The organism is Hyphomicrobium sp. 2TAF46 (genome assembly GCF_052114865.1).
Taxonomy (GTDB): domain Bacteria; phylum Pseudomonadota; class Alphaproteobacteria; order Rhizobiales; family Hyphomicrobiaceae; genus Hyphomicrobium_B.
The window spans coordinates 316,772-343,493 of sequence record NZ_JBFRFO010000003.1 but is presented as its reverse complement, the minus strand read 5'-3'; the positions used below and the strand labels follow the sequence as shown (position 1 = coordinate 343,493).

27 protein-coding genes and 1 pseudogene are annotated in these 26,722 nt (G+C 61.1%); 13 read left to right on the top strand and 15 right to left on the bottom strand.

All coding sequences use genetic code 11. From position 1 onward, the window contains the following. Positions 1 to 133 precede the first annotated feature (133 nt). The gene (locus AB4Z24_RS08390) at positions 134 to 1,093 is read left to right on the top strand and encodes a hypothetical protein (protein ID WP_441707390.1); all 960 of its coding nucleotides are present in this window, start codon (positions 134 to 136) and stop codon (positions 1,091 to 1,093) included. Between the two features lie 24 nt (positions 1,094 to 1,117). Here AB4Z24_RS08390 and AB4Z24_RS08385 read toward each other — a convergent pair whose 3' ends face one another. The 3 genes from AB4Z24_RS08385 to AB4Z24_RS08375 all read right to left on the bottom strand — a co-directional run bounded on the left by AB4Z24_RS08385 (position 1,118) and on the right by AB4Z24_RS08375 (position 2,936). Further along, complete coding sequence (locus AB4Z24_RS08385; RefSeq protein ID WP_441707389.1) at positions 1,118 to 1,297, bottom strand: hypothetical protein; 180 nt, start codon at positions 1,295 to 1,297, stop codon at positions 1,118 to 1,120. Then, positions 1,294 to 1,614: a hypothetical protein gene (locus AB4Z24_RS08380; RefSeq protein WP_441707387.1), complete on the bottom strand. Its 321-nt coding sequence runs from the start codon at positions 1,612 to 1,614 to the stop codon at positions 1,294 to 1,296. The genes AB4Z24_RS08385 and AB4Z24_RS08380 overlap by 4 nt, the downstream gene beginning before the upstream one ends. A gap of 371 nt (positions 1,615 to 1,985) precedes the next feature. Next, the gene (locus AB4Z24_RS08375) at positions 1,986 to 2,936 is read right to left on the bottom strand and encodes a LysR family transcriptional regulator (RefSeq protein ID WP_441707385.1); all 951 of its coding nucleotides are present in this window, start codon (positions 2,934 to 2,936) and stop codon (positions 1,986 to 1,988) included. Between the two features lie 95 nt (positions 2,937 to 3,031). On the opposite strand from AB4Z24_RS08375, the gene AB4Z24_RS08370 reads away from it, so the two are divergent. Together AB4Z24_RS08370 and AB4Z24_RS08365 are read left to right on the top strand one after the other, a co-directional pair. Next, entirely contained in the window at positions 3,032 to 4,213 is a 1,182-nt protein-coding gene (locus tag AB4Z24_RS08370; RefSeq protein ID WP_441707383.1) for an MFS transporter, read from the top strand. Between the two features lie 5 nt (positions 4,214 to 4,218). Further along, positions 4,219 to 5,229: a DUF2891 domain-containing protein gene (locus tag AB4Z24_RS08365; protein ID WP_441707381.1), complete on the top strand. Its 1,011-nt coding sequence runs from the start codon at positions 4,219 to 4,221 to the stop codon at positions 5,227 to 5,229. 296 nt (positions 5,230 to 5,525) lie between these two features. On the opposite strand, the gene AB4Z24_RS08360 is transcribed toward AB4Z24_RS08365, so the two are convergent. Further along, positions 5,526 to 6,521, bottom strand: coding sequence for a LysR family transcriptional regulator (locus AB4Z24_RS08360; protein WP_441707379.1), 996 nt, complete (start codon positions 6,519 to 6,521; stop codon positions 5,526 to 5,528). Between AB4Z24_RS08360 and gstA the strand changes: the two genes are divergently transcribed. Beyond that, positions 6,520 to 7,137, top strand: coding sequence for a glutathione transferase GstA (gstA, locus tag AB4Z24_RS08355; RefSeq protein ID WP_441707377.1), 618 nt, complete (start codon positions 6,520 to 6,522; stop codon positions 7,135 to 7,137). The two genes, AB4Z24_RS08360 and gstA, sit on opposite strands and share 2 nt — an antisense overlap. A 132-nt stretch (positions 7,138 to 7,269) precedes the next feature. Here the strand turns inward: gstA and AB4Z24_RS08350 are convergent, their stop codons facing one another. Continuing rightward, positions 7,270 to 8,223 (bottom strand): AraC family transcriptional regulator, encoded by a 954-nt coding sequence (locus tag AB4Z24_RS08350; RefSeq protein WP_441707375.1) that lies wholly within the window; start codon positions 8,221 to 8,223, stop codon positions 7,270 to 7,272. Between the two features lie 104 nt (positions 8,224 to 8,327). Between AB4Z24_RS08350 and AB4Z24_RS08345 the strand changes: the two genes are divergently transcribed. The 3 genes from AB4Z24_RS08345 to AB4Z24_RS08335 all read left to right on the top strand — a co-directional run bounded on the left by AB4Z24_RS08345 (position 8,328) and on the right by AB4Z24_RS08335 (position 11,545). After that, on the top strand, positions 8,328 to 9,335 hold the full coding sequence (locus AB4Z24_RS08345) for a zinc-dependent alcohol dehydrogenase family protein (RefSeq protein ID WP_441707373.1): 1,008 nt from the start codon (positions 8,328 to 8,330) through the stop codon (positions 9,333 to 9,335). 390 nt (positions 9,336 to 9,725) lie between these two features. Next, positions 9,726 to 10,592, top strand: a complete 867-nt coding sequence (locus tag AB4Z24_RS08340) for a protein-L-isoaspartate O-methyltransferase family protein (RefSeq protein ID WP_441707371.1) — start codon at positions 9,726 to 9,728, stop codon at positions 10,590 to 10,592. Positions 10,593 to 10,951: 359 nt separating this feature from the next. Continuing rightward, on the top strand, positions 10,952 to 11,545 hold the full coding sequence (locus AB4Z24_RS08335) for a hypothetical protein (protein ID WP_441707369.1): 594 nt from the start codon (positions 10,952 to 10,954) through the stop codon (positions 11,543 to 11,545). 138 nt (positions 11,546 to 11,683) lie between these two features. Here the strand turns inward: AB4Z24_RS08335 and AB4Z24_RS08330 are convergent, their stop codons facing one another. The 7 genes and pseudogenes from AB4Z24_RS08330 to AB4Z24_RS08300 form a co-directional block, all read right to left on the bottom strand. Next, a complete protein-coding gene (locus AB4Z24_RS08330; RefSeq protein ID WP_441707367.1) occupies positions 11,684 to 12,031 on the bottom strand; it encodes a GNAT family N-acetyltransferase in 348 nt (115 codons plus the stop codon). A gap of 30 nt (positions 12,032 to 12,061) precedes the next feature. Further along, a complete protein-coding gene (locus AB4Z24_RS08325) occupies positions 12,062 to 13,246 on the bottom strand; it encodes an MFS transporter (RefSeq protein ID WP_441707365.1) in 1,185 nt (394 codons plus the stop codon). A 132-nt stretch (positions 13,247 to 13,378) separates the two neighbouring features. Next, positions 13,379 to 14,323 carry an alpha/beta fold hydrolase gene (locus tag AB4Z24_RS08320; RefSeq protein WP_441707363.1) on the bottom strand — a complete coding sequence of 315 codons (945 nt, stop codon included), beginning with the start codon at positions 14,321 to 14,323 and terminating at the stop codon, positions 13,379 to 13,381. Positions 14,324 to 14,550: 227 nt separating this feature from the next. Then, positions 14,551 to 15,132, bottom strand: a complete 582-nt coding sequence (locus tag AB4Z24_RS08315) for a zinc-dependent alcohol dehydrogenase family protein (protein WP_441707361.1) — start codon at positions 15,130 to 15,132, stop codon at positions 14,551 to 14,553. Between the two features lie 123 nt (positions 15,133 to 15,255). Continuing rightward, positions 15,256 to 16,346 (bottom strand): annotated as a pseudogene (locus tag AB4Z24_RS08310) (IS3 family transposase); the annotation flags it as partial. Between the two features lie 63 nt (positions 16,347 to 16,409). After that, entirely contained in the window at positions 16,410 to 16,877 is a 468-nt protein-coding gene (locus AB4Z24_RS08305; RefSeq protein ID WP_441707359.1) for an alcohol dehydrogenase catalytic domain-containing protein, read from the bottom strand. An 84-nt stretch (positions 16,878 to 16,961) separates the two neighbouring features. Then, positions 16,962 to 17,339, bottom strand: a complete 378-nt coding sequence (locus tag AB4Z24_RS08300; RefSeq protein ID WP_441707357.1) for a MerR family transcriptional regulator — start codon at positions 17,337 to 17,339, stop codon at positions 16,962 to 16,964. 80 nt (positions 17,340 to 17,419) lie between these two features. Here AB4Z24_RS08300 and AB4Z24_RS08295 point away from each other — a divergent pair, with 80 nt between their 5' ends. Next, positions 17,420 to 18,217: an alpha/beta fold hydrolase gene (locus AB4Z24_RS08295; protein ID WP_441707355.1), complete on the top strand. Its 798-nt coding sequence runs from the start codon at positions 17,420 to 17,422 to the stop codon at positions 18,215 to 18,217. Positions 18,218 to 18,237: 20 nt separating this feature from the next. After that, positions 18,238 to 19,377: an MFS transporter gene (locus AB4Z24_RS08290; protein ID WP_441707353.1), complete on the top strand. Its 1,140-nt coding sequence runs from the start codon at positions 18,238 to 18,240 to the stop codon at positions 19,375 to 19,377. 4 nt (positions 19,378 to 19,381) lie between these two features. Here the strand turns inward: AB4Z24_RS08290 and AB4Z24_RS08285 are convergent, their stop codons facing one another. After that, entirely contained in the window at positions 19,382 to 20,038 is a 657-nt protein-coding gene (locus AB4Z24_RS08285) for a TetR/AcrR family transcriptional regulator (RefSeq protein ID WP_441707351.1), read from the bottom strand. A 75-nt stretch (positions 20,039 to 20,113) separates the two neighbouring features. On the opposite strand from AB4Z24_RS08285, the gene AB4Z24_RS08280 reads away from it, so the two are divergent. Continuing rightward, positions 20,114 to 21,577 carry an MFS transporter gene (locus tag AB4Z24_RS08280; protein WP_441707350.1) on the top strand — a complete coding sequence of 488 codons (1,464 nt, stop codon included), beginning with the start codon at positions 20,114 to 20,116 and terminating at the stop codon, positions 21,575 to 21,577. Positions 21,578 to 21,754: 177 nt separating this feature from the next. Here the strand turns inward: AB4Z24_RS08280 and AB4Z24_RS08275 are convergent, their stop codons facing one another. Next, entirely contained in the window at positions 21,755 to 22,612 is an 858-nt protein-coding gene (locus AB4Z24_RS08275) for a LysR substrate-binding domain-containing protein (protein WP_441707348.1), read from the bottom strand. A 181-nt stretch (positions 22,613 to 22,793) separates the two neighbouring features. Between AB4Z24_RS08275 and AB4Z24_RS08270 the strand changes: the two genes are divergently transcribed. From AB4Z24_RS08270 to AB4Z24_RS08260, 3 genes are read left to right on the top strand one after another with little or no spacing between them, the layout of a single operon-like run. After that, the gene (locus AB4Z24_RS08270) at positions 22,794 to 24,341 is read left to right on the top strand and encodes an MFS transporter (RefSeq protein ID WP_441707346.1); all 1,548 of its coding nucleotides are present in this window, start codon (positions 22,794 to 22,796) and stop codon (positions 24,339 to 24,341) included. 3 nt (positions 24,342 to 24,344) lie between these two features. Then, positions 24,345 to 25,520: a multidrug effflux MFS transporter gene (locus AB4Z24_RS08265; RefSeq protein WP_441707344.1), complete on the top strand. Its 1,176-nt coding sequence runs from the start codon at positions 24,345 to 24,347 to the stop codon at positions 25,518 to 25,520. A gap of 15 nt (positions 25,521 to 25,535) precedes the next feature. After that, the gene (locus tag AB4Z24_RS08260; RefSeq protein WP_441707342.1) at positions 25,536 to 26,462 is read left to right on the top strand and encodes a LysR family transcriptional regulator; all 927 of its coding nucleotides are present in this window, start codon (positions 25,536 to 25,538) and stop codon (positions 26,460 to 26,462) included. A gap of 13 nt (positions 26,463 to 26,475) precedes the next feature. Here the strand turns inward: AB4Z24_RS08260 and AB4Z24_RS08255 are convergent, their stop codons facing one another. Next, on the bottom strand, positions 26,476 to 26,721 hold the full coding sequence (locus AB4Z24_RS08255) for a DUF2274 domain-containing protein (protein ID WP_441707340.1): 246 nt from the start codon (positions 26,719 to 26,721) through the stop codon (positions 26,476 to 26,478). Between the last annotated feature and the right edge of the window lies 1 nt (position 26,722).

Below are 26,722 nucleotides of genomic sequence, written 5' to 3'. Positions count from 1 at the left end.
GGACTCTCGATCGAAACCCTGGGAAATATCGCCCTTTGTTGTGGATGACCGTTGACGCGTCATTGCTCCGGTCATTTGCACTCCTCATTCTGCGCGTTCAGCAATTTTTGCTGCCGATGAATCTCATGAGCCTATGACGTCCATCCTCGACTTGCTCTCGGCGGTCGAAAGTCACGCGCCCGACCGAGCCATCATCAAAGATTTCGCCATTGCCTTTGCCGCTGCATTCGCTGGCGCCTGGGGCGCGCAAAACATTGCCGAACGTCGAAAGCGACACGTTGATTTAACGGCGGAACTCCGCGAGACGAATGCGGCAGTGGCCCTTGCGGCGACGGTTTTTTCAGTCCTCACGAATATGAAAGAGCAACATATTGCGTGCCTGCGCGGTAACTTTCATTTGACAAAACGCGCCGTTGAATTTCAGCGCAGGATTCCGAAAGACCAGCAACAGCCATTCGATGTTCGCTTCGACATGCGAACCATCTCGCTACCGTCCATGCCGATCGACCGCCTGCGCAGCATCGTCTTCGAACGAATTACTATTACCGGCAGGGGAATACAGCTTGCCAGCATGTTGATGCTTCAGGTCGAAGAACTCAAAATATCATGTTCCCGCAGAAATGAACTTATCGCCGGATTTCGTGAACTGAGTAAGCAGCAGGTTATTGAGCGTTACTTTGGGTTTCGCGACGCAGATGGGAACACTGACGAGAACTATCCGAACGCAGTCGAAGCGATGTATTTCGAGAACGATTGCGCTATGTTTTTCTCATGGCTTCTTTGTCGCGATCTTTCCCGACACTCAAAGTCAATTGCGCGATCCCTGCGCCGTTGGCCCTGGCAGAAAATCAAAAATGTTCACTACGCCAGCTTCGCGCCAGCGGAAGAGAAGGGCTTGATGCCGCCGTTTGAGGGATTCAATGATTGGACGGGTTACAAACGCGAGCGCCCGCAGAAGCGAACACGTTGGTTTCGGTTCAAGCGACGCGTTTACTGGACATATCTGAAATGGCGGCGCCCTCAAGCACTGAGCAGCCTTGATCACGCTACGCCTCTTTCGCTACCGTCCATAATCGGGCAACCGAACGCATGAAGATCAAGAAGCTATTTGTGGCACTCAGTTTTTTGGCAAATCCCACTTCGGATACCCTTCCGGGAGGGCGCGACGCTCATCGGGAGTGAGTAAAAATACGATTCCGCTCTTGAGGTGGAAGATCGCTCCGCCGTTACGAACATTACCCTCGACGACAGGACTGCGATCATTGGCGGCGATGAAGCTAGCGATCTGTCCGGTCACGCCGCACCCCCTTTCGCCCGCTCGGCTATCATGGCGTCGGCGCCTTCAATTTGCATAAGCGCGAAGGTTGCCGCGTCCTGCATTTCTATGTGAGGCCGATCGCACCAATCAGAAACGCAGCGACCGTCGTGAATGGAGGAAAGGGCCTCGACCGCGATCCGTAGCTTGGCGATGGTCCGGGCGTGCAGCCAATACAATTCGGCGATGCCCTCTGTCTTGAGATGGCGCCTTACGGCGCCTACTCCCACGGTGCTGCCACTCAACCGCAGCACCTCGACAATGTCCTCATCGGTCGTTTCATTCTTCGACTCGCTCACACATAATTCCCTTCGGAAAGTGCGAATCCGCCCTAGCCACGAAGAGATCATCCGTCAACGGATATATCCGTCAGAAGAGGCACATTCGAATCCGCGCGCCTCCGCCGATGCGCGTCGGCGAATCGCGGAAAACACGGACGAATCTTGAGCCCGTCAACTCAGTTTGCGACGTGCGCGGAGCATCCGTATCCGGTTTGAAAGTTATCTACAGGCACAAAGATCGAGGGATTAGAAAGGGTTGAAGGGGCGCTTTATGCCCATCTTATGCCCAGCGGAAATCGCACTGATTTCTCTAATGAAATCAATGTCTTATAACGCGGTTGGCGGGCCGAGAACAATGAAGATGGGCACTACTCCTACGCCATAACCGCCTAGCCTGCGCTACAGCTTTCCATATCTCTGAGGATCGGCACTTGGGCCGGGTCCGGACTCCGCGCTTCAAGTGCGGCTTTCAGGGCATCGCTGAGGCATTCTAACGGCCTTGTCAGGCGTCCGGCAGGCGGGCGATGAACAAGCCATGCCCTGACCTTTGGTTCGAAATCGCTCACGCCGACAATTTTGAGCCTGTCTCCCAGGTGACTGGCTTCAATCGCGGCTTTGGTTGCCAAGGTGATGCCGACCCCGCGTGCAACCAGGGAAAGCCGTAGGTCCGAACTGAGCGCTTCGACGCCAACTCGCAGCGCTAGACGTTCCTGCTCAAACCGCCGCTGAAGGATGCTGCGAAAGCCGCATCCGTCCTGATTGATGATCCACGGTAGTCGCGACAGATCTTGCAGTGTCGCGGGAGACGGTAAAGCAGATGCCTGCGCCGCCACGACAAACAGCGGCTGAAGATCGAGATTCTCGCCTTCGACCTCGGCTGGCGGACCGAGCCCGTCCGGGAGACAGAATGCGGCCGCGTCGATCTCGCCACGACGAAGCTGCTCCAGGAGCTGTTCCGGCCACCCTGTGGTGATGCGCAAGACAAGATCGGGAAAGGCGCCGCGAAGCCGATCGAGCGGCGTCGTCATCGCGACCTCCGAGAGGTAGGGAGTGATGCCGAGCCGGAATTCGCCGCCAACGGTTCCGTCCGGCGCCAACCCAGTCCTGAGATCGTCCAGTACCCGAAGCATACGCCGGCCGTGCTCGTAGGTCTCCCGCCCGGCCACCGTTGGTTTGAGAGGCTTCGACTGCCGATCGAGCAAGGCGACGCCGAGCAGTTGCTCCAGGGTCTGGATTCGGCGGCTGACGCCTGGCTGCGTCAAATGAAGCCGCGCGGACGCGCCGACGATCGAGCCGGTTTCCACCACCGCCAGGAAGGCTTCTAGGTCTCGCGTGTTCATGCGATATCCGCATATTCTGAATGAGGATAACTGAATTGAGTCATATCAACGAATCCGCATACTGTCTTCAGATAATATGTTGGTCCGATGATTCGATGAGAGTTCCCGATCATTCTGCGCCCCCGACAGCCGATGAGGCCGTTCCGTACTGGTCGCTATGGACCGCCTGCTTCCTCGGCTATGGCGCGATCGGCATGACCATCCAGGTCATGCCTTCTTATGCCCATGACCGCTTGGGGGCCGGAGCCGTTGCCGCCGGTATGGCTGTGACGATCGGCTCGCTCGCCACCATGATCAGTCGCCCGATCGCCGGGAGGCTGGCGGACCAGTGTGGCGGGCGCGGCGTGGTCATGGCGGGCTCAGTTCTCGGCCTGGTCGGCGGGCTCGGACACCTCGTTGCAACCACGCTGCCGGTGCTAATCCTCGCCCGCCTTGCTTTGGGGGCGGGTGAAGGGGCGCTGTTCACGGCGTCCATTGGTTGGGTTTTGGCACAAGCGGAATCCTCTCGGCGAGGCAAGATTGCCGGCCATTTCGGCCTGTCGATGTGGATCGGCCTTGCGGCCGGGCCTGTACTCGGGGCCGCGATCCTTGCCGTGAGCACCTATCACGGCGTGTGGATCGCCGCGAGCATCCTACCGGCGCTCGCCTGGATGCTGGTCGCTCGAACCCCGCGCCGGCATGCAGGCTTGCCCACAAATTTGAGCGTCCGTCGCTCGCTGTTGCCCAGGGCTGCATGGATACCCGGCGCTTCAAACATTTTCGCCAGCGTTGGCTATGGCGCGATCGCTGCCTTCCTGGTGCCCCGATTCGCGGCTCTCCACCTTGCGGGACAAGACCTCGCGCTCGCCGTCTTCGGCATTGCCTTCATGCTCACGCGGTTCGCCGGCAGCCCGTCAGTTGATCGCTTCGGGGCGCGGCGCGTGATCCTGATTGTCTTCCTCGTTGAGGCTGCGGGACTTGGCGGGTTGGCTCTCGTGCAGACGACATTACCAGCATTTGCCTGCACGGCGCTGACCGGCGCGGGGCTTTCCATGCTGTATCCATGCCTGGCGAGCCTGGTGACGGAGGCGGCTGATCCGCGCGAACGCACCGCCGCATTGGGCGCGGTCACGTCTGCCTGGGATCTGGGGCTTGCCGCAGGTGGCCCACTCGGTGGACTGGTCGCCGGAACCTTGAACGCCGGCCCTTTTGCGATGGGCGCCGTGGCGGCGCTGATCGCCACTTTGCCGTTCCTGCTACGCCCCAAGCGTATTCTCATCTCAGCCCGTCAAGAGTGATCCCGATGCCGCATGTGCTCACAGAAGACTTGGCCGTCCGCTTCGCCCGAATCGCGCTCGGTCATGTCACACGCGAATATCCCAACAATCTCGATCACGCTCTGGCCGAACCGGCAGACGCCCGAACGCCGAGCGACCTGCATCCGATCTTCTATGGCAGCTATGACTGGCATTCCTGCGTTCACAGCTACTGGATGCTAGCCTATTTGCTGCGCCGTTTCCCCGGTTTCGCACCGGCTGCGGATATCCGTGCCTTGTTCGATGCCCAGTTTGTCGTGGAGAAGGTCGCGGCGGAATCTGCGTATTTTGAGAGGCCGACCGCACGCGGGTTCAAACGCCCCTATGGTTGGGCGTGGCTTCTCAAGTTGAGAGCCGAGTTGATCAATCATGGGGAACAGTCGTGGTCGCGCACCCTCGCACCTTTGGCTGAAGCGATTGAGAAACGCTTTCAGGACTTCTTGCCCCACGCCGTCTATTCGGTTCGCGTCGGCACGCATTTCAATACGGCGTTCGCGGTCCGTCTGGCGGCAGATTATGCCGAGGCTGTGCAAGACTCCGGATTTGCATCTCTGCTGTTGGACACCGCCCGGCACTGGTATGGTGAGGACACCGATTGTCCGGCCTGGGGCGAGCCAAGTCTGGACGACTTTCAGTCTTCGGCGCTGATCGAAGCCGAATGTATGCGACGCATTCTGCCGGAACATGAGTTCCTTCCCTGGTTCGATCGCTTCCTTCCCCACATTGCGCAAGGTGAACCCGTGACGCTGTTCCAGCCCGTTACCGTTACGGATCGCACGGACGGGAAGATCGCTCATCTCGATGGATTGAATTTAAGCCGTGCCTGGTGCTGGCGGTCTCTCGCACGGGCGCTTCCCACCAACGATCTGCGTCGGTCCGTTGCGGAAACAGCGGCGACCCATCACTTAACGGCTGGCCTATCACACATTGCCAGCGATTATATGGGCGAGCACTGGCTCGCGACCTTCGCAGTGCTCGCCCTTGACGTCCGAGTCTAGCGGTGTAGGCATCTTCTACACTCTCTGAGAGAGCGCCTATCTCGCGGCAATGACTCACTGGTGAAGCTCGCAAAATTCTCCGGCCCATTCGACTGGCACCACCATGAGCAGGAGGACGAGTTGTTCGTTGTCATCAGTGGGCGGATGCGTGGCGAACCGCCGGACGGTGCCGGTCACGATAGAGGACTACCGGATACTGTGGCGTAGGCTTCGGGACGAGAACAATGAAGATGGGCACTACGGCTACGCCATAACCACCTAGGCACTCCATAGCTATAGCTCTCTTCCACTACGATCTAGCGCGACCGATCGTCTTGACCGTTTCGCGGTTGCCGCTCCGCCGCCAACTCTATGAACAAGCTTGCCACCCTTGTACGCTGACGGGCCGGCGAGGCGATCAGGCCAAAACGTCGGAACAGCGGCGGATCAAGTGGCGCCGTCCGCATGCCTTTCCTTCTTTCGGGAAGTGTCGACTCCGGCACGAGGCTGACGCCCGCGCCCGCTCGAACCAGGGCGGTCGCGCTCGTCCAGTCCCGTACTTCCATGCGAACATCCGTGAGCGCCACCCCAGCAGCATCGGCGAGGGAGCGTGCATTGACATGGCATCCGCCAGTTGCAAGCACAAAGGGCTCTGAGGCGAGTTCAGCGAAAGAGAGCGTCGCCCGCCGTGCTAAATGGTGGGATGCCGGCAGAATGGCGATCCATGCGTCCTGTCCGATGGGGACGGCGTTGGCATCTGGCGCCGGGTTTAGCACGACACCAAGATCGACAGTGCCTGCGGCTAGCCAGGTTTCCACCTCTAGATCGTCGGTTTCGAGCGCTACCAGCTCGATGCCTGGATGAAGAGTGCGAAAGCGCCGCAGGAGTGTCGGCAGCACGGTTGCGAAGACGCTGGGAAAAGCCGCGATCCGAACCGAGCCAGATTGCTCCCTGGTCACGGTCGCCGCGTCGCACCGGATTGCATCCAGATGGGCAAAAGCCGCGCGGGCATGATTAAGCGCCTGTTCGCCGAATGCCGTAAGCTCAACGCCGTGACGCTGGCGCACAAGCAGCTTCACTCCCAGACTCGCTTCCAGGGCGGCGAGCGCCTGGCTCATGCCAGACTGCGTGACGCCGATGGTTGCCGCGGCAGCGGTGAAGCTGCCCGCCTCTGCGACCGCGATCAGGCTACGGAGCTGCGTGAGGTTCATAGTAGCAGAACTTATATCAAATTTCTGTAGCGTTAATTTTCCTTCTTTCTCGGCCTGCGTCAATGTGGCGATTATCCTCATCGACGGCGGAGCCTTGCCCATGAAACTCTATTTTGCGCCTGACACCTGCTCCTTCTCGCCGCACATCGTGCTTCAGGAACTGGCGCTGCCTTACGATCTCGTCCGGGTGAACAACCGGACGAAACGGACCTCGGAGGGCGGCGATTTCCTCGTGGTGAACCCGAAAGGATATGTGGCGGCGCTTTCGCTCGATAACGGAGAGGTGCTGACTGAGGGCCCGGCGATCGTCCAGTACCTCGCCGATCTCAAGCCTGATGCTGGTCTCGCTCCGCCGAATGGCACGTTGGAGCGTGTCAGGCTGCAGGAATGGCTCAACTTCATCACGAGTGAAATTCATGCGGGATCGAGCCCACTCTTCAACAAGGAATTGCCCAAGGCGGTACGAGATATTTTCAAGTCGCGGCTATTCCGGCGCTTCGACCTTATCGAAACACATCTCGTAAAGCACACCTATGTTGCAGGCGACGGCTTCACGGTGGCCGATGCGTATCTGTTGACTGTGCTCGGCTGGATGAAAGGCTTCAGCATAAACCTCGACGACTGGCCGCAAATCGCCGCCTATGCAGAGCGGATTGCTGCGCGTCCTTCGGTGGTGGCTGCGCTGGAAAGGGAGGCTGCAATCCCTTCCGTCGAGTGACCAGATTGTCCACTCCCGAGGGCGCCTGCAACATCTGCGCTATGCTTGATCGCTGCAGAGAAGCGCGGCTTTCGACAAACTCCGGCTGAGCTGGGCCTTCGGAATCAACGATCAGGCGGAGAACCTGTTTCATCACGGGGCGGTAGCCAGTGCTCGTCGGTGATCAGCATTTCGTTCCCGCCGCCGGAACACGGCAGGTGTGACGCCGACGATCCGATGAAAAACCTTGGCGAACGCGTTATCGCTGGCGTAGCCGAGGTCGTGTGAAATCATGGCAAGCGGTTGCTCCGTCTCCAGAAGCATTCGCTTGGCGACATGCACCCGCCATCGCGCTAAATAGTCGAGCGGAGTTTGTTCAAGGGTCGAGCGGAATGCCGCCGCGAAGGCGGAGCGCGACATGCCCGCGGCTGACGCAAGGCTTTCGACTTTCCAAGGCTTCTCGGGCGCCGAATGCATGGCGTGAATGGCTCGACTGAGCCGAAGGTCCGCCAACGCCGCGAGCAGCCCTTGTCTTGGCTCAGGCGCAGACGCCAAATAGGCGCGCATAGCCTGAACAAAGAGGACATCGGCGAGACCACGAATAACCACATCGCTTCCGGCATCCCTCTGGGTCGTCTCCCGCGCCAACAGATCGAATGTCGCCCGAAGCGCTGCGTGCCGATCTTCATCCAGCCGGAAATGAAGAAGGTCCGGCAGCAACTCCACCAGCGGCTGACCGCTCGACGCATTGAAGCCGAACCAACCGGTGATGAAGCACGAGCCAGCGCCTAATCCGCCGAACCGAATGGCGCCGTCATCTGCACCGGCTTCCTTCATCAAGCTGGCGCAGGTTCTTGTCGGCGTGTCGCTCGCGTCGCCAAGCGCAAAGGCGCCTGGATCAAGGATCAGGAAAAGATCGCCGGCGTGCAGTTGCAGCGGAGGATGCGACGGCCGCTTGAGCCAGCACTTGCCCTCCGTGACGAGGCCGAAGCGGGCTCGTTCCCTTCCCGGCGCGAACTCGACCGCCCAAGGCGCGCGAACCTCGAACCGTGCGTAGAGCGCGCTCCGCAAATGCATCGCGGAGATGATGCTGGTGAGAAAATCCACACGCCGGTCCGTCTTGGACGATTGAACTTAATTCATGGACGATAAGCCATCATTCGTCCAATCCAAAGCTCTTATATCCGGCGACAAACAACGGGAGCATTGCCATGCAGGCTTTTCATCTTCGTCGGCAAGGCGACATCGACAGCCTTGAACTTGAAACCGATACTGATCCGACGCCCACCAAAGGTGAGGTTCTGGTCAGGGTGCGGGCCTCGTCGCTTAATTATCGCGACATCATGATTCTCGAAGGCCGCTACGGGCGAGTGCCGTTCATCCCGGGGCTGATTCCGCTCTCGGACGGCTCCGGCGAGGTGATCGCCGTCGGAGAAGGCGTCACGCGCTTTCGTTCTGGCGACCGCGTGGTGCTGACGGCTTTGCCATGCTGGCTGGCGGGAAAGATAACGCCGGAAATTCTGATCGATCAGCCGGGCGCAAACCGCCCCGGTGTCCTTTCCGATTTGAAGATCGTGCATGAGGATGCACTTGTCGCGCTGCCGGAACCCTTGTCATTCGAAGAAGCGGCGACACTTCCTGGCGCTGCCGTCACCGCCTGGGTCGCTGTGGAGCACGTTCGCCCTGGCGAGACCGTGTTGGTCCAGGGAACGGGTGGAGTATCGTTGTTCGCGCTCCTGTTCGCCAAGAGCGCCGGAGCACGCGTGATCGCAATCACCTCCAGCGACGAGAAAGCAGAACGACTAAAAGCACTCGGCGCCGATGAGGTCGTGAACTATCAACGTCAACCCGAATGGCATCTGGCCGTGCGGGAGGCGACCAGTGGTCGCGGCGTTGATCATGTCATCGAGATCGGCGGTGTCGGCACCTTGGAGCGCTCGATCCAGGCGACAGCGATGGCGGGCCACATCGAACTGATCGGCACGCTCGCCGGTGGCGGCAGTCTCGACGCGGCAGCCTTCGCGCGGAACATTGTGACGATGCGGTGGGCATCGGTCGGAAGCCGCGGCGATTTCGAGGCGATGAACCGTGCCATCGCGGTCCAGCACTTACATCCTGTCATCGATCGGATCTTTCCGTTTGTCGAGGCGCGCCAGGCCTATCGTCACTTCCAGAGCCGGTCTCACTTCGGTAAGGTCGTCATCCGGCACGACGGCTGACGAAGCGCGCCGGGACTGCGAAGCCTGGCGATTGTTCAGTCCTAACCGATCTCAAGCCTGCCACAGGTCTCGCCCCACCCAACGGCATATTGGAACGTGCCGGCGTCAGGAATGGCTCAACGTCATCACGAACGAAATCCCTTGCGGGATCGAGCCCGCCTTTAAACGAGGAACCGTCCTTGGCGGTTCAAGATATTTTCAAGGCGCGACTGTGCACTATCGACGCCGCAGGCGCGGCATAGCCCAATCACTGCGTGGTCAATCATTGGGTATCATGGTCTATGAGCGAACCGCGGCATTATTTCGATCAGCAGAGCGGAGATTCAACACTGAATCGCGTTGTTTCGTGCAGCACTGAGGCTTATGTCGCATGAACTGTCAGAAAAAAGGATGAAAGACGGCATGAATATCCTCGCTCGCGCGACCCTGGAAGAAGTGCGAAGTTTTCACGCAAAGATGATGGCCGCGGCCAGCATTTCCACCGATGAACGCCTCGAGCGCATCTTTGAACTGGTGCCGCGCGAGATCTTTTGTGGGCCGGGACCTTGGCGGATCATGGGCTATAATCTCAGCTATCTTGAAACGCCCAGCGCTGACCCTATCCATTTGTATCAAAACGTGGTCGTCGCCCTTGACGCGGCCAAAGGGATCAACAATGGCGAGCCCTTTCTGCACGCCGGATGGATTGGCGCAGCCGCGCCGAAAGCTGGCGACACGATATGCCACATAGGCGCGGGGACGGGGTACTATACAGCGCTTTTGTCCAAGCTCGTATTGCCGAACGGAAGCGTCTACGCTTTCGAAATCGATGAGAATCTTGTCCGTCGGGCGCGGAAAAACCTGGAGCCTTTCGAGAGTGTTTCCGTGACGCATGGCGATGCAACCGCCATGCCCCTTCCCGCGGCCGATCTGATTTATGTCAATGCCGGTGTCGTCGCGCCTCCGGCCTCGTGGCTGAACGCGCTCAAACCGGGCGGGCGCATGATTTTTCCTTGGCAACCCGTCGAAGGGATCGGGCTCGCCATGCTGGTGACGCGAGCGGACTCCACGTTCACCGTCCGGCCTTTGATGTCCGCACGGTTTATCCCTTGCATCGGGGCATCAGACAACGGTCAATGCACCAGAGCGCCGAACATCCTCGAAGCACAAGCCATTCGATCAGTCTGGCTGACAGGTGATCAAAAACCCGACGAAACTGCGGTAGCGATTTTCCCCGATTTATGGTTTTCAACCGCCGATCTCTCGCGAAATTCCTAAAGTTTCGCGACAGTCAACCAATAACGCCCGAATTCGCAAGACGACACCGTATCTCGCCGCTTGAAGCATGAGCGCTTTGCAGCGCGAGGTATGCAAAGGGATCAATCACAATTGTCGCGGTGCGCTTCGTCGTGGCCACGACTGATGTGGTAATCGGGGCTGATCGATTGGGCGACGGCGTGGCATTCTACGGCGTGGTCTGAGTCCGCCAGAGGGGGAGGACAAACGCAAGCACTACTGCGCATATGTCGGGAAGGACACTGGTCGCGATGGGACGAACAGCGACGTCGCCAAGACCGTTCCCTCAGCATAGATATAAAAATGGAGCTGGCTCCACTCGATTATAGGGGAAAGTGTCGATGGCGGTGCGTCCGTCCGTAGTGTTGATCTTTGGAACATCGCATGTCGGCAAATCGACGCTCGCGGGCCGGATTACCGAAGCGACGAGTTGGCCGCTCGTTTCGACCGATTCCCTGGCGCGACATCCAGGGCGACCCTGGCCACAGGTGAAGGAGCCGGTCGCGGAATATTATTCCAGCCTCTCGGACGAGACCATCTACTGGTTCTTGCGCGCGCACCATGAGAACATGTGGCCAGCCCTCCGGCAGAAAATCGTCGAGGCCTGCCACGCCGGCCAAGGCTTGATCGTTGAGGGCACCGCACTACGCCCCGAATATATCGCAGAGCTGGATCGCCAGAAGGTCCTGACCATTGGGCTTTACGCGGATCGGGATTTCCTGCGTGAGCGAATGGAAGCGGCTAGCGGCTATTCGCAAGGGGATGACCGGACCAAGCTACTCATAGATAAGTTCATAGCGCGGTCGCTGCGCGACGATATGGAGATCGTTCGTGCCGCCGATCGGTTCGGATTACGTCTGGTGGACGCTGCCGAGGCCCTGCAACTGGACCGGGTCGTAGAGGAACTTGCCAGCGAACTGGCCTCGGAAGTCTGATTGAATTGTGGGGTACCGTCAGCTCTTAAAATCTTTGACATAGCGATCGACATGATAGCCGTGTGCGCTGCCGGAGCCCGACACCCGATAGCCCGCGGCAGCGTATAGGCGCTGTGCTCCGCTTGTGCCGTGGTGGTCTCAAACTCCAACATCTCGATCCCCCGTGATGCGGGCAGATTCGTCAAGCGCTTCGAGCGTTCGGCGTCCAAAACCCCGTCCTTGAAGTGACGGTTCCACCCTCATTCGCTTCAGCTCTGCATGGGTCGGGGAGAGGTGCCGCCAACCGCCCATGGCCACCACGACATCGTCGGCCGCACAAGCGAGGAAATCGCGGCTTGAGAGATAAAAACGTGGGATATCCCGGAGATCATCTTCCCCGCTCCCGGTCGGCCCCGAAGCGCCAACAAGAGTTAGGGCGCACCGGTGCAGTGACCATATGGCGTCAGCATCGCCTTCAACAAATCGCCGAATCTGGACCAATTGCACGCCCTCACATCGCTGTTTTCAATCAATGCTTCAATGTCCTGGAGCGCGACGTACCATCACCAGCCGCAATCCAAGGGCGGCAGTCACGACGGCGATGCCGCAGATCAGATAGAGGATCGCTTCTGGCGTTTGCGGAAATGCGGTCGGCATGAGGAAGATCACGATCCCGAACAGGCCGGTCAAGAGGGTGGTGAAAGCCTGAACCCGCCCCACGACCGCCGAATCCACAACGGTCAGAAGGCGCCCGTTCGCGGCCGAACGCGTGACGCTCCAGGCCATGCCGGCAAAACCGTAAGCGATCATGGCGATGGGCGGGTTGCCGGCGAAGGAGAAGGCCACCAGGGAAAGCCCCGTTACGCAGAGCAGCGCCAATGTGTGCGCTTCAATATACCGGACGAAACGGGGCAAGCTCGCGAGCGCGACCGCCATTGTCCCACAGATGGCCGCGATCATCTCGAGCGCGCCGAACAGGTCGCTGCCGGCACCGAGCGCACGGACGACGAAGCCGGGCAGCAGGAGATTGGTGATCTTTATGACCGCGAAGGACACACCAACGGTGGCGGAAGCGACGAGGCATGTCGGGTTCGCCATCAAATAGACCAGCGCTTCGCGCGACGAGGCAAGAATGCTTCGCTCGTGCAAGGTCTTGACCTCGGTGCCGGCCGACTTGATCAAACACACGGGAACCACGCTGATGACGGCCACGCCCCCGAAACATAGGGCGCTTGTGGGAGCGCCGAGCTGCGCAATGGCGAGGCCGGCAAGGCCGGTCCCGGCCGCGATCCCGATCTGACGGGCGATGGAGAGCCTCATCACGAAGGCGATGCGCTCTTCGGACGCCACGGCGGATTGCAGCAATCCGGACAGAGCGCCATCGTGCAGGGTGTAACCGAGTGCGCCCAGCCCGCCGGCTGCGACCAGCAGGATGCTTCCCGCGCCGCTTCCGACGAGTGCTGCAGGCGCGATGAGCAGTAGGGCGCTAGCGCGGATAGCCTGCCCGACCATGGCGACGCGCCGCCTGTCGAACCGATCGACGGTATGACCCGTAAACGGCGCCAGAACCAGGCCGGTGACGCTGGACGACATCAGGACAAGCCCTACCAGTCGTGATCCACCTACATGAAAGGCCACCCAGGACGGCAGGACGATGCCGAATCCGACGAACAGGAACGACAGAAACGAGATGATCGCCAAAAGAGATCGGTTTGCTCTCACACAGATGCCCTTGGTGGAGGACGGAATAGGCGGGGCCTTCGGGCCGAGAACGAGATGAAGCGACCGATGCCAACCGGAATGTACCGGCTTGAGGAAAGAAGCTTACCTACAATCGCCTTCATCTATGCAAATTCAGCCGTGCTCCTCGTCGGCCGCATCGCGCGTTCCGTATGAGTTCCGAGCCAGACTCTCAGCGCAAGAACGATGATTCGATAGTCGCTCTATGAAGGAAATAAGCGGGTCGGTGATGGACGCCGGTTGCTCAAGACTCGGCAAATGAGCGACGCCAGTTAGTTCGTAGCTTGATCCGTTTGGTATTTCCTTCGCGATATAGCGACACCGATCTTGGATATGGGGAAAATCGAGGTCACCCCAGATCACGAGCGAAGGTACACCGATCTCCCGCAAGCGGCTGAAAGCGGGCGCGCCATCAAGGCTCGACCCGACCGGCGGGGAGCGGAGCGCGATGCCATTCATGTCGAGGAATAGCTGGCGAGTTTGGCCTTTGACGCGCCCTTCGGGCGCCAGGGGGCCATCCAACCAGAGGCGCGCCTTGATCGCGTTCACCTGATCCAAGTCGCCCGCATCCTCGGCGATCTTTTGCTGGGCCAGCATCGCCTTGATCTCCGGCGAATACGCAGGTTCGGGTGCTCCACCGACGCTGGGCGCGATAAGCACCAATCCGCTGATAAGCGACGGGTGCCGAAGAGCAGCATCGATCGCGATCTTTCCACCCTGCGAACACCCGACCAGGATCACGGGTTGGTCGTTTGCCACCGCGTCAATCACGGCCATCAGATCCGCAACTGACGAGAAATCGTCCTTCTGGGCGTTCGTCTCTCCGAAACCTCGTCGATCATAAGCGATAGCCATGTTGCCGATGCCAACAGCATCAAGTTGAGCTCGCCACATGCGGCTATCACAGACATTAGCGTGCAGAAAGACGACGGGGTGACCTTGGCCGACGACCTGCGCCGCCAGCACAGCACGACCAAATACAATCTGACGTCTGTAATCCATATCTCGTCCTCGGAACTGTTCGAAAGTAACCTGCTCGTCGAGAATGGCATTCGTCAATTTCATTCCCCATGGCCGTTTTCATGTACGACATGGGGGCGTGCTGCCTCAACCCGCTCATCGATCGCGGCAGCTGAGCCGATCTGCGGCAGCACGCGCAGACACAAGATATCGCCGCCGAGAGGCTTCGTATCCCAAACGATGGAGAGGTTTTAGAGTTTGGCGTGTAAGTGCGCGAATATGGTCTCTCAATTCAGTGGTGGCCGCCGTTGAGGTTCCCTGGTCACCTATAAGGCGATCACGATCTTTCCAAAGTGCCGCGCACTCCGCAAATGGTCATAGGCGGCGGACGCCGCGTCAAACGGGAAGGTTTGGTCGTTCATGGGTTTGAGCTGATGTTTGGCAATGAACCCGTTCATCACCTCGAAATGCTCTCGCGAACCGACCGTGATTCCGAGAATATCGGCGTTCATGCTTTGCAGCCGCCCCAAATCGGGTTTGGGACCGAAGCCGGTCAGGACACCGATCTGCGCGATCTTTCCGCCGGCGGCGACGGCATTGATGGACCGCTGGTACGTGTCAGGCCCGCCCAATTCCAGAATAAGCGTCGCGCCTTCACCACCCGTTCGCTCCAGAACCTCGCGATCCCAATCGGGAATAGATCGGTAGTTTATCAAGATATCGGCCCCCATGGCCTTTGCCCTCGCCAGCTTGTCTTCCGACGATGAGAGCACGATGGCCCGCGCGCCGGCCGCCTTGGCGAATTGCAGTCCGAAGAGCGCGACGCCGCCAGTGCCCTGCACGAGCAGGATGTCATCTTGGCCGAGCGTGCTACGCGCGAAGAGTGAGGTGGCGCCGGTTCTCCGCACAGCCTGGCGGCTTGGCTAAGGTCGGTTCAGGTTCAGATCACGCCGCCAGTTTGTGCTCGGTGTTCGCCCGATCCGGGGCGAGCCCCGGATCGGGCGGCACCTGGATTTTCCCATAGGCCTCGTCGGGGTGGCGCCGGCAAGCGCCGAGTGCGGCCGGGTGGTGTTGTAGTAGCCGATCCACCGGGTCAGGCCGGCGCGCAGCTCCGATCCGGTCTCGAAGGCATGGATGTAGACGCACTCGTACTTGAGGCTGCGCCAGAGCCGTTCGATGAAGACGTTGTCCATCCAGCGGCCGCGGCCATCCATGGAGACCCGCACCCCGGCATCCTTCAGCAGGTCGACGAAGCGCGGCGAGGTGAACTGGCTGCCCTGGTCGGTGTTGAAGATCTCCGGCGAGCCGTAGCGGGCCAGCGCCTCCTCCAGGGCGGCGAGGCAAAACTCCACGTCCATGCTGTTGGACAGCCGCCAGGCCAGCACCTTCCGCGTCGCCCAGTCCATCACCGCCACCAGGTACAGAAAGCCCCGGCGCATCGGGATGTAGGTGATGTCGGCGCACCAGACCTGGTTGGGCCGGTCGATGACCAGCCCGCGCAGCGGGTATTTGTAGGCCCGGTGCTCCGGGTGCGGGATCGTGGTCCGCGGCTTCTGGTAGATCGGCGCCAGGCCCATCTTGGCCATCAGCCGCCGCACCCGCATCCGGCCGACCATGTAGCCCTGGCGGCGAAGATGCCGGGCCATCTGGCGTGAGCCGTACCAGGGCGTCTCCAGGAACGCCTCGTCGATCAGCCGCATCAGCGCCAGGTTCAGCGGGGTCTCGCTGGCCGGCTGATAGTAGAAACCCGAGCGGCTGATCGACACCAGCGCGCACTGCCGCTGGATCGACAGCCGAGGGTGGTCGGGCTCGATCATCTGGCGCCTCCGGTCCAGGCTCAGCGACCGAAGGCCTTGGACAAAAAATCCCGCTCCACGACCAGCTGGCCGATCTTGGCGTGCAGCTTGTCGATCTCCCCCTCGCGGGCGCCTTCGGCGGCCTCGGCCTTGCCCGAGAACACCCCGGCCAGCCCCTCCACCGCCTGCTTCCGCCACGCCGCGATCATCGTCTGATGGACGCCGTGTTTCGCCGCCAGCTGCGACAGGGTCAGCTCCCCCTTCAACGCCTCCAGCGCCACCTTCGCCTTGAAATCAGCCGAGTACCGTTTCCGCTTCCCAGTCATAAAGTCCGTCCTTCCAAGAGGGCGAACCAACCTTAGCCTTATGTCCGAATTTCCGGCGCCACCTCAGAGCGCCTGCCAGGCCGTGACGGCCGCGCATGGCAAGGTCGATGCTTCGATGGATGTCAGATGAGCGGGCGTCGCGACCAGTGCCGTTTCGGGCAGGACGACGAACTCAGCCAGCACGCCGTCCGTGGCATTGCCGCCAAGCGATGACGCCATGTAGCGCGAATGGAATGGGCCGGAGATCCAGTCGCGAAAGAAGCTCGCGGCGACGCGGTCGCCTTCCCGCCAACGGGTCGCGCCCGGCCCGAGAGCTTCGATGTGGCCCGCGCCATCCGACAATGGAATTCGGCCATCAACCCCGTTGCGGCTGACTCCATCGAGGACGAGAAGATCACGATAATTGAGACTCGCGGCTTCGATGCGCACGCGCACCTCGCCAGGACCAGGTTCAGGGGCTGGCGCTTCGGTCAATATGAGTTTCACGCCATCGGGTTGGCGCGTCAGACGGTACAGTTGCATTGTCGGCATCACGGGTCCCTCGGAACGTTGAGAAACGACTCGTAGGCTCTGACAGCGCTGTAAGGGTCAAGAGGGGTTCACGGGCAAATGTCCTTACCCCTCGCTTGTGATTTGGGCCGCGCGCTTTGTATCCTGCTGTAGATATCCGGCAAGAATATCCCGGCTGGATGCAAGGCAAGCGATGCGTTCCTCGATGCCGCCAATCTCGCGGGCCAAGGTCGCACGAACCTCGTCGCAGAGTTCGAGTTCCGGGCGATCGTTGAGCACACAGGGCAGCAGGGTGCGGATCGTGTCTAGTTTGAGGCCAGCATCGCTGAACATGCGGATGCGCCGCACCAGCCGTTCCTCGGCTGGGCCGAAATCCCGGTAGCCGGAGTCCCGCCGAGCCGGCTGCAATATTCCCTCGTCCTCATAGTAGCGCAGCATCCGCACGCTGACGCCTGTACGGCGCGACAATTCTCCAATCTGCATTCTAAAACTCCTTGACCCTGACAGCGCTGTGAGACTTTAGCGTCCTGCCCGACTCATTTGAAGAGATCGGGAGCTGTGGAATGCCAGTTGTTGAAGTGGATGGGGCGAAGGTCGCGTTTCGGGTCGATGGATCGGGGCCGGGCCTCGTGCTCGTGCATGGCACGGGCGGTAATTCAGAGACCAATTGGAGCCAACTAGTCGGACGGCTCCCGGAGAGCCGGACAGTCGTTCGGCCGGATTATTCGGGGTCCGGTGAGACGATCGACGATGGTGGGCCGCTGACCGTCGCCGTGTTGGCTGCCCAAGTCGTGGCGGCCGCTGAACAGGCCGGCGCAACGCCGTTCGATCTCGTCGGCTTCTCCCTCGGCGCGGCGGTCGCGACCTATATCGCGGCGGAATATCCCAACCTTGTGCGCTCGGTCGTCCTGCTAGCCGGGTTCGTATCGAGCACGGACGCGCGTCAGGCGATGCAATTCGAGCTATGGCGCGATCTGATCCGCACCGACCGCCGGGCGATGGCCCGCTTCATTCTGATCACCGGCTTCAGCCCGGATTTCCTGTCGGGGCTGAGTCGAGCCGCGATCAGCGAGGCGGTCGATGAGATCGTTGCCAACAACAATTGGGACGGCATGGCGCGGCAGGTCGAATTGGATCTGACGATTGACGTGCGGGACCAGGCGCAGCGTATCGCAAGGCCAGCGCTGGTGATCGGCTGCGTCCACGACCACATGGTGCCCTCCGCCCGTGCGCGGGAATTGGCGGCCCTCATTCCCAATGCCCGCTATGTAGAGATGGAGACTGGCCATCTCGCGCCGCTGGAACAGCCGGAAGAATTCGCGCGTCTCGTGCTCGATTTCCTGGCGGACGATCACGGCTGATGGGGAGGCTGCTGATTGTAATGCTGGGCGCCTTCGTGGCGCAGACCGCCGAATACCTGCCGATCGGATTGCTGCCGGAGATCGGCCGGAATCTCCGGGTGTCGGAAAGCGCGGTCGGCGCCCTCGTAACCGGCTATGCTTGGCTGGCGGCGGTGACAGCCGTTCCTCTGACACTGGCGACCAGTCGGCTCGATCGACGCTGGCTGTTTCTCGGTCTGCTCGGCGTGATCTCGCTGGCGAATATCGCGGCGGCGCTCTCGCCGAACTATGCCGTGCTGGCCTTGATGCGCGTCGTTACCGCGCTGACGCACGGCGTTTTCTGGTCGATTCTGGCCTCCCTCGCAACACGGACCGCGCCGGAGATGCCCGCCAGCCGGGCATTGGCGTGGGCGTTCGGCGGCATCTCTCTGGCGATCGTCGCCGGCGTTCCTTCCGCAACGGCCATCGGCCAATATGCCGGCTGGCGCGCCGCCTTCGGTGCCTTCGCTTTGCTCGGCTTCGTGGTCATCGCTTTGGGCGCCTGGCGGCTGCCATCGCTCAAGGCTGAAGCGCTGCACGCGGGCGGAGCATGGCCGCACGACAATGGCCAGCTCACCGTCGCGGTCCTCATCACGGGATTGATCGTCGCCTCCCATTTCTGCGGATACACCTATATCGTCCCGCTGCTGGGTCGTGTGGCTGGTGTGCCATCGGCCAGCATTCCCATGCTCCTGTTCCTGTTCGGGATTGCTGGAGTGGCCGGAGCCGCTCTTGCCGGATGGACCGGCTGTCGCCCGGCTGCCTTGGCCCTTCTGGCTGCGATCGGAATCGTGACCGGCGAAGCGGTGATGGCGCTCGCGCCACCGTTCCCAATGTTCGCATGGCTGAACATGATTCTGTGGGGCGCATCAGTCTCCGTCCTGATCATCGGGCTACAAGGCTGGGTACTCGAACTTGCTCYCGCTCAACCCGATGCCGCCTCGGCCCTCTATGTCGCCGCTTTCAACTTCGGGATCGGCTCGGGTGCGTTGGTCGGCGGATTGGTTCTGCCGGTAGCAGGCGAGCGGGCCGTGTTGTGGACGGGGATCATGCTTGGGGCAGCGGCCAGTATCGCCCTGGGAGCATTGGTATCGCGGACATTCCCCAAGAGAGACCTGAGGGAGTGCAATGAAGGTGACTAGCCAGCTAAATCGACGCTGTGACTCCCATGCGGACGCGATCGAGCGACATTCGCCACGCTCGAATAAACTCGTCCCTGTCATTCATGAGCGCGGCGACGTTGGCAGCCGCCTGACAGGCGACCAACTCGAACACAAGCTGATCGACATCCACTTCGGGCCGCAGTTCTCCAACTTCCACCGCCTCCCGGATCAGATTGCGAAAGCGCTCGCGGGTCGCGGCGCGGTGCGCGTTAATCCGATCGCGGATGCGCCCCGGACGCGCCCGATATTCGTTGCTGACGGCGTTGACGAAGCAACCGCCAGGCAAGGTCCGTTGCTCAACAAAACAGAACCAACCATCCACGAGGGCCAGCAAGCGCTTCAGTGGCGTTGGCTGCTCCATCGCAGGAACGATGACGTTTGTCCGGTAAAGTTCGGCGGCGCTATCGAGGGTCGCGAGCTGAAGCGCCTCCTTGTCGCCAAACAGAACCTGGATGTTACCTTTGCCGACGCCGGCTTCGGCCGCGACACGCCCGATCGACAGCCCTTCAAGGCCCTCGGTCGAAGAGATTGTCACGGCACGGGCGAGGATCTGCGCTCTCGCGCGGTCACCTCGCAGCCGCCTGCCGTCCGTCTGTTCCACCTTCGCCATGCTCTCGCCTGCTGCAAGGGGTCGCTTCATCGCGGCATCCCCGTTGACTCTTTTCGCGAACAACTATCTATATGGTCGTATGTATATAATTGGAAGTCAGCGATCATGTCAATCCAGAGTACCAAAGCGGAGAGCAATCAGCTCCATATCGAGCCAGCAAGCGGCCGTCAGGCCGGAGAACGTCGGCGATGGCAGTCGATGGCGGTACTGCTGGTTGGTAACTTCGTGACGATCCTCGACCTGTTCATCGTCAACGTGGCGCTCGGCAGCATCCAGAAAGACCTTCATGCCAGCCCGGCCGATGTCGCCTTGTTCATGGTGGGTTACAGCGCACCCTATGGCGTCATGCTGCTGAACGGCGCGCGGCTCGGCGATCTCTATGGACGCCGCCGCATCTTTCTCATCGGCATGGCCCTGTTCACCGCCGCATCGGGCCTCTGCGGCGCGGCGCTGACGCCGGCATGGCTTATCGCCGCCAGAGCGCTTCAGGGATTGGGGGCGGCATTGTTGATGCCGCAGGTGTTCGCCTCGCTACGGGTGCTGTTCGAGGGTGACCAGAGGCGCCGGGCCTTCGGCATCATGGGGGCGGTCCAGGGGGTCGCCGCCTCCATTTCCCAACTCGCTGGCGGTGTCCTCATAGAATATGGCATGGCCGGGCTCGGCTGGCGCTGGGTTTTCCTAGTGAATCTGCCGATTGGTCTTGCCGCCCTGGTTGCGGGCAGGCTGCTGATCGTGGAGACCCGCGCTCCCGTTCCGGCGAAGCTCGATCTACGGGGCGCAGTGATCGGCGCCCTCGGCCTCGCGCTGCTGCTGGTGCCGTTCATGGAAGGGCAGGATCATGGTTGGCCGTGGTGGTCGGTCGTGCTGCCGCTGCTCTCCGTTCCCGTGTTCGGTTATTTCCTGTCCTATGAGCGAAAGCTCTCCGCGCGAGGCGGTGTGCCGATCATTGACGTGGCGCTGTTCGCGAATCACCGTTTCGTCGCCGGGGTCGTCGCGATCTTCCTGTTCTACTCGGCGATCAGTTCGTTCTTCCTCTCGCTCACGATGCTGTTGCAACCTGGCCTCGGCCTTTCGCCGCTCGCGGCCGGCGCGGTGTTCACGCCGTCTGCGATCGCCTTCTTTGCGGCCTCGCTGATCGGTCCGAAGCTGGCTGGATGGATCGGGCGAAAGGCGCTGCTGCTGGGTGTGACCATCTTCTGGACAGCGATGGCGCTGGCGATCGGGATCGGCGCTACATCACCGGACAATCTACCGCTTCTGATCGTCTCCCTCATCCTCAACGGCGCCGGCCAGGGTCTCGTTATTCCGCTGGCGCTCAACGCCACGCTCAGCCGCGTGCGTGAGGATCAGGCGGGCATGGGGTCCGGGATGGTCAGCACCATGCAGATCGTCGGCACGTCGGTCGGCGTCGCGATCGTGGGTGTCCTGTTCTTCTCAGTGATTCATCAGGCCGGTGAATTGGTGACGGCCACGCGAACCTACGGTCATGCGCTTGCACAGGCGACCGTCTACAATGTCGTGGTCGTGACTCTGAGTTTCGTCGGCTTCTTCCTGGTGACGCGAGAGTAAGAACGTGGGTGGGCGGATGGATGCTCGAACATGCGCCCGAGCAACCCAACGCCGCTTCGGCTCTCTGCGTTGTGACGTTCAATCTTGGGATCGGTGTCAGCGCCTGTGTCGCTCTGGCGACGCAGGTATCCCGAGCTGTTATGACAAAGGCGCAAGATTGACGGCGGCACGACACTCTCACGAAAGCGGCGCGCGGTGCTCCCGAAATGCGGCGGCCAATGCTCGCAGCGCCGCGCGGGATCGTTGGTCCGTCAAAGACGAATGGAGCACCACCTCGGACGAGGGAAGCGGCGGAAGCCCCAGCCGCTCGCCGACATCGACGGTGCCGGCGGGCGCGATCCGATACGACAGAGGGGCCACCGCCAGTCCGGCCGAGACGGCGGCATGGACAGCCGAAGAACCACCCCCGAGGAACACTTCGGTCCACCTTATTCCTGCTGCGTCGAGTGCGTGCGTCGCGATGTTGCGGACACCGCAGGTCGGCGCCAGCGCGGCCAGACGTAACGGCTCTCCCTGCCTATGCTCGAAGCCCTGCGACGCGAACCAGCCGAAGCGCTCATGCGCCAGCGTCTCGCCATCCCGCCGATCATCCTCGCGTTGGATGATCGCGGCATCGAGCCGCCCATGGTCGAACAGGTCCAGAAGTTTTCGCGAGTTGTCGAGCTGCACTTCGATCGTCAGATTGGGATCATGGGTGTGCAGCCGCGCGAGCAAGGTCGGAACCTCCGGCCCCGCGACGTGGGCGGCGATGCCGAGGCCAAAATGTCTCGGCGCGGCATTCAGCCCGACAAGGGCGCGCTCGTGCGCCGCGATGAAGTTCCGCGCACCCTCCAAAAAGGACGCGCCTTGGCCGGATAACCGCACCGATCGAGGCGTGCGTTCGACCAGCCGATACCCGATGCGATCCTCAAGCCGCTTGAGCTTCACGCTGATCGCGCCTTGTGTGGTGCCCAGCGCCTCGGCGGCGCGCGTGAAGCTCTGGAAATCGGCCACCATCACGAAGGCTCTTACAGCGTCCACATCAAGCGTGAGCATCTCATCATCCGCATTTGTTGTCTCTGAAATCTATATTGATACCATTCTGTTGCGGTCAAGACCCTCCTATGTTCGTCCGGCATCCGATGCGAGGCGGCGAACTAGAGACCCGAGTTTCTTCGATCCAGCGAACCTCCTGCCTGTGCATCGGCAATCGACACCAGGCTTGGAGGTAAAAGCTATGATGGTTTCAACAACAGGCTGGAACAGGGTTGCCCTGGCGGCGGTCTGCCTCGCATCCCTCATGTTCGGGCTGGAAATTTCCAGCGTGCCGACCATCCTGCCGACGCTGGAGAAGGTGCTGCCGGCCGACTTCCAGCAGCTCCAATGGATCATGAATGCCTATACGATCGCGGTCACGACCGTCCTGATGGCGACGGGCACGCTGGCGGATCGCTATGGTCGAAAGCGGGTATTCGTCGCCAGTATTGTCGTCTTCGGCTTGGCCTCGCTGATCTGCGGCCTCGCGCAAGGTGCCGTCCTTCTCATCGTGAGCCGCTTTCTCCAGGGGATGAGCGGCGGCGCGATGCTGATCTGCCAGGTCGCCGTTCTTTCGCACCAGTTTCGCGAGGGGCCGGAGCGCGCGCGGGCCTTCGCTGCCTGGGGGATCATCTTCGGGATCGGTCTCGGCTTCGGCCCCATCATTGGCGCGGCGATCGTCGCGATCTCCGACTGGCAATGGGTGTTCCTCGTCCACGTCGTCATCGCAATCGTCACTACTGGCCTCGCCGTGGCGGGCGTGCAGGAGTCGCGCGATCCCGATGCAAAGCACCTCGACATAGCCGGGATCGTGACGCTCTCCGTAGCGGTGTTCTGCGTGGCCTTCTACATCACGCAAGGCCCTGATCTTGGCTTTTCCGGCCCGACCGCTCTTGCGATCATCGTCATCGCCATCCTGAGCTTCGCGGCCTTCGTGCTGGCGGAGACCCGCAGCGCCCGCCCGATGTTCGATTTCTCGGTATTCCGCGTGCGACGCTTTTCTGGCGCCTTGCTGGGGTCAATGGGCATGAACTTCAGCTTCTGGCCCTTCATGATCTACTTGCCGATCTACTTCAGAAGCGCACTTGGCTATGGCAATGTCGCAGCCGGCCTGACGCTGCTCGCCTATACGCTGCCGACGCTCGTGGTGCCGCCGCTCGGTGAGCGGATGCTGCTGCGTTTCGGCGCCAGAACCGCTATTCCGACGGGACTTTTCTTCATCGGCCTCGGCTTCATGCTGATGTGGGCCGGTAGTGGAGCCGAACATGCCAATTGGCTGACGTTGCTGCCGGGGTGCTTGCTGGCAGGCACTGGACTCGGCCTGACCAATACACCCGTCACCAACACGACGACCGGATCGGTGTCGAGCACGCGCGCCGGCATGGCGTCGGGCATCGATATGAGCGCCAGGATGATTTCGCTGGCGATCAACATCGCGTTGATGGGCTTCATTCTGATCGCGGGCATATCCGCTTGGCTGAGCAACGCCCTGCCAGGGGTACTCGATGCCGCCCATCTGCAACATCTCGCGGAACGGATCGTAGGCGGGGCCGCCCATGCATCCGACTTCCCGGAGCTGAATGCCCTGCCGGGGGCGGACGCCGTTCTACAGTCGGCGCTCGTGCATGGCTTCAGGTTGGTGATGCTCTACGGTGGTATCACCGTTTGGATTTTGGCCTTGTCGAGCTTTCTCATCTTCGGCGGGAAAGCGAAGCGGGCGGCTGAAGCATCTCTCGCAGAGCGAGGGTGAGCCATGCTTTCTCCCTCGCTGATTCTCGTCATCGCTATCCTCAGCTCATTCGGGCTGCTCGCCTCGGATGTCTACGTTCCCGCAATGCCGGCGATGACCTTGGGCTTCGGCATCGCGAACTGGCAAATGCCGCAAACCGTCTCGGCCTATCTGATCGCGCTCGCCGTATCCCAGCTCTTTTACGGCCCCTTGTCCGATCGCTGGGGGCGCAAGCCCGTCCTTGTGATCGGCATCTTGCTCTACATCATCGGCTCGATTGGCTGCGCCTCGACCGCGGGCTTCGGCAGCTTTCTGGCATGGCGAATGCTGCAAGGCTGCGGAGCGGCGTCCGGCCTCGTGCTCGGACGAGCCATCATCGCCGATACCTGCGATAGGACGGCGGCGGCGAAAGTCTACAATATCGTCTATCCGCTGGTCTCGCTGTCGCCGGCCATCGCGCCCGCGATCGGGGCCTATCTGGCGAGGGCGTTCGGATGGCGCGCCGACTTCCTGTTTGTTGGCGCGTTTGGCCTTCTGGCTTTGATCCTCACCATGGCGCTGCTACCGGAAACGCGACCGGCGGGATCGGCGGCCAGATCCCCCTTTGACGGGTTTCCAGCGGTCCTGAAGGACCGGAAGTTTCTGCAATACACGCTGGTGGTGTGCGCGATCTACAGCGCATGGTTTGTGTATCTGACGCAGTCGTCCTTCGTCTTCGATAGGCTGGGCCTATCGGAGACCAGTATCGGCTGGCTCTATCTGCCGCTGACCTGCGGCATCATAGGCGCCAACCGGATTTCCCGGCTTTTGCTCGACCGTCTGCCGTACGATGCCATCATTACCCTCGGCGTGGCGTCTTTCGTAGCCGGAGGATGCGCTTTCCTGCTGACACTGGCATGGCCCGATATGGGCGCGGGCGCCGTCGTGCTGCCCATGCTGCTCGTGAGTTTGGCGAACGGCTCGTCGATGTCGCTCGCCATAGCCGGGGCGATCGCGAGCGAGCACGGCCGTTCGGCCGTGGCGTCGGGGCTGATCGGATTCTTCCAGATCGCCAGCTCGTCCGCTGCCGCATTCGGCACGAGCGCCGTGTTCGGAATGAGTCGGGGAATTCTCGCGACGATGATCTTCATGCTTGCGTTGATCGCGGCGGTGGCAATGGCCACTCGCATGACCCAAGCACCGCCAAGAACTCGATCGTAGACTCGGGTCCGCAGTATGGCCGCATCGTCCACTTCCAAGGTCGTACTGCAATATTTGCGCTATGTCCTGGTTGCCGCCGAGAAGCGTAGCTTCCGGCAAGCGGCGGTCGAGCTTGGGGTTTGGGAATCGACGATCAGCCGGGGCATACGCGATCTGGAAGATGAGATCGGCGTTGCGCTGTTCATCCGTCACCCAGGCGGCGTGACGCTCACCAACGCGGGCAGCAGGTTCTTGAACCATGCCCGCCCGGCGGTGGGGCGAATCGAATATGCGTTGAAGGATGCCGGAGCGGCTGGGCGCGGCGAGGTCGGTATGGTGCGGATCGGCATCTTCTCGTCGCTAGCGTCGGGTTTTCTCGCCGATCTGCTGCAAGCCTATCAGGCGGAAAACCACTTCGTTCATCTCGATTTTGCCGAGGGCGGGCCAGCGGAGCACGTGGCTGCCGTCCAGCATCATCGGATGGATGTGGCGTTCCTCACGGGCGAGCCTGCGGCTTATGGCTGCGAAGCGGCACGTCTATGGGAGGAACGGGTCTTCGCTGTACTCCCACAGGATCATGACTTGGCCGGACGCGAAGAAATCTGTTGGGACGATCTGCGTGATGAACATTTCATCGTCAGCGAGACGAATCCCGGCGCCGAAATTCACGACTATCTCGTGAAGCACCTGGCCGAACTGGGCCGCCATCCGACCGTGGAGCGGTGCGGCGTCGGCAGGGACAACCTCATGAAGCTCGTCACTCTCGGCCGGGGACTGACCCTCACCAGCGAGGCGACGACCGGCGCCGCATTTCCTGGCGTCGTCTATCGGCCGCTCACAGGGGAGCGATTACCCTTCAGCGCAGTGTGGTCGGTGCGCAATGACAATCCCGCTTTCCGTCGCTTTCTGAGCATGGCGCGGACCCTCTCGAAGAAAGCGGCGGTCGCCAGAGCTGCGAAATGATGCTATGAGCCCGTCAAGGGCCTGTACCGTCGCGGGCCGTTTGGATGGGACGCTTGGACTTTGCAAACCCTCGATCGGTCGCGAGAAACCGCTCCAACATAGGCACAATCAGGCGCACCGGATCAACGGGTGGCTGGTTGCTGTCACGACCGAGCACCTCGCCATACAAAACTAAATTCCGATGCAGCACGGCCGGAAGATCCACCGATACCTTCACCGGCTTCTGATCGACGATCGGCCCGAGTTTCAGCTTGGTCATG

Bases quoted from the DNA above. Each gene is read 5' to 3' on its own strand.
- AB4Z24_RS08265 (WP_441707344.1), top strand. From the start codon at position 24,345: ATGCTTTCTCCCTCGCTGATTCTCGTCATCGCTATCCTCAGCTCATTC.
- AB4Z24_RS08285 (WP_441707351.1), bottom strand. From the start codon at position 20,038: ATGAAGCGACCCCTTGCAGCAGGCGAGAGCATGGCGAAGGTGGAACAG.
- AB4Z24_RS08260 (WP_441707342.1), top strand. From the start codon at position 25,536: ATGGCCGCATCGTCCACTTCCAAGGTCGTACTGCAATATTTGCGCTAT.
- AB4Z24_RS08305 (WP_441707359.1), bottom strand. From the start codon at position 16,877: ATGCCGACAATGCAACTGTACCGTCTGACGCGCCAACCCGATGGCGTG.
- AB4Z24_RS08300 (WP_441707357.1), bottom strand. From the start codon at position 17,339: ATGCAGATTGGAGAATTGTCGCGCCGTACAGGCGTCAGCGTGCGGATG.
- AB4Z24_RS08370 (WP_441707383.1), top strand. From the start codon at position 3,032: ATGAGAGTTCCCGATCATTCTGCGCCCCCGACAGCCGATGAGGCCGTT.
- AB4Z24_RS08360 (WP_441707379.1), bottom strand. From the start codon at position 6,521: ATGGGCAAGGCTCCGCCGTCGATGAGGATAATCGCCACATTGACGCAG.
- AB4Z24_RS08295 (WP_441707355.1), top strand. From the start codon at position 17,420: ATGCCAGTTGTTGAAGTGGATGGGGCGAAGGTCGCGTTTCGGGTCGAT.
- AB4Z24_RS08340 (WP_441707371.1), top strand. From the start codon at position 9,726: ATGAAAGACGGCATGAATATCCTCGCTCGCGCGACCCTGGAAGAAGTG.
- AB4Z24_RS08335 (WP_441707369.1), top strand. From the start codon at position 10,952: ATGGCGGTGCGTCCGTCCGTAGTGTTGATCTTTGGAACATCGCATGTC.
- AB4Z24_RS08390 (WP_441707390.1), top strand. From the start codon at position 134: ATGACGTCCATCCTCGACTTGCTCTCGGCGGTCGAAAGTCACGCGCCC.
- gstA (WP_441707377.1), top strand. From the start codon at position 6,520: ATGAAACTCTATTTTGCGCCTGACACCTGCTCCTTCTCGCCGCACATC.
- AB4Z24_RS08345 (WP_441707373.1), top strand. From the start codon at position 8,328: ATGCAGGCTTTTCATCTTCGTCGGCAAGGCGACATCGACAGCCTTGAA.
- AB4Z24_RS08365 (WP_441707381.1), top strand. From the start codon at position 4,219: ATGCCGCATGTGCTCACAGAAGACTTGGCCGTCCGCTTCGCCCGAATC.
- AB4Z24_RS08375 (WP_441707385.1), bottom strand. From the start codon at position 2,936: ATGAACACGCGAGACCTAGAAGCCTTCCTGGCGGTGGTGGAAACCGGC.
- AB4Z24_RS08275 (WP_441707348.1), bottom strand. From the start codon at position 22,612: ATGCTCACGCTTGATGTGGACGCTGTAAGAGCCTTCGTGATGGTGGCC.
- AB4Z24_RS08255 (WP_441707340.1), bottom strand. From the start codon at position 26,721: ATGACCAAGCTGAAACTCGGGCCGATCGTCGATCAGAAGCCGGTGAAG.
- AB4Z24_RS08270 (WP_441707346.1), top strand. From the start codon at position 22,794: ATGATGGTTTCAACAACAGGCTGGAACAGGGTTGCCCTGGCGGCGGTC.
- AB4Z24_RS08280 (WP_441707350.1), top strand. From the start codon at position 20,114: ATGTCAATCCAGAGTACCAAAGCGGAGAGCAATCAGCTCCATATCGAG.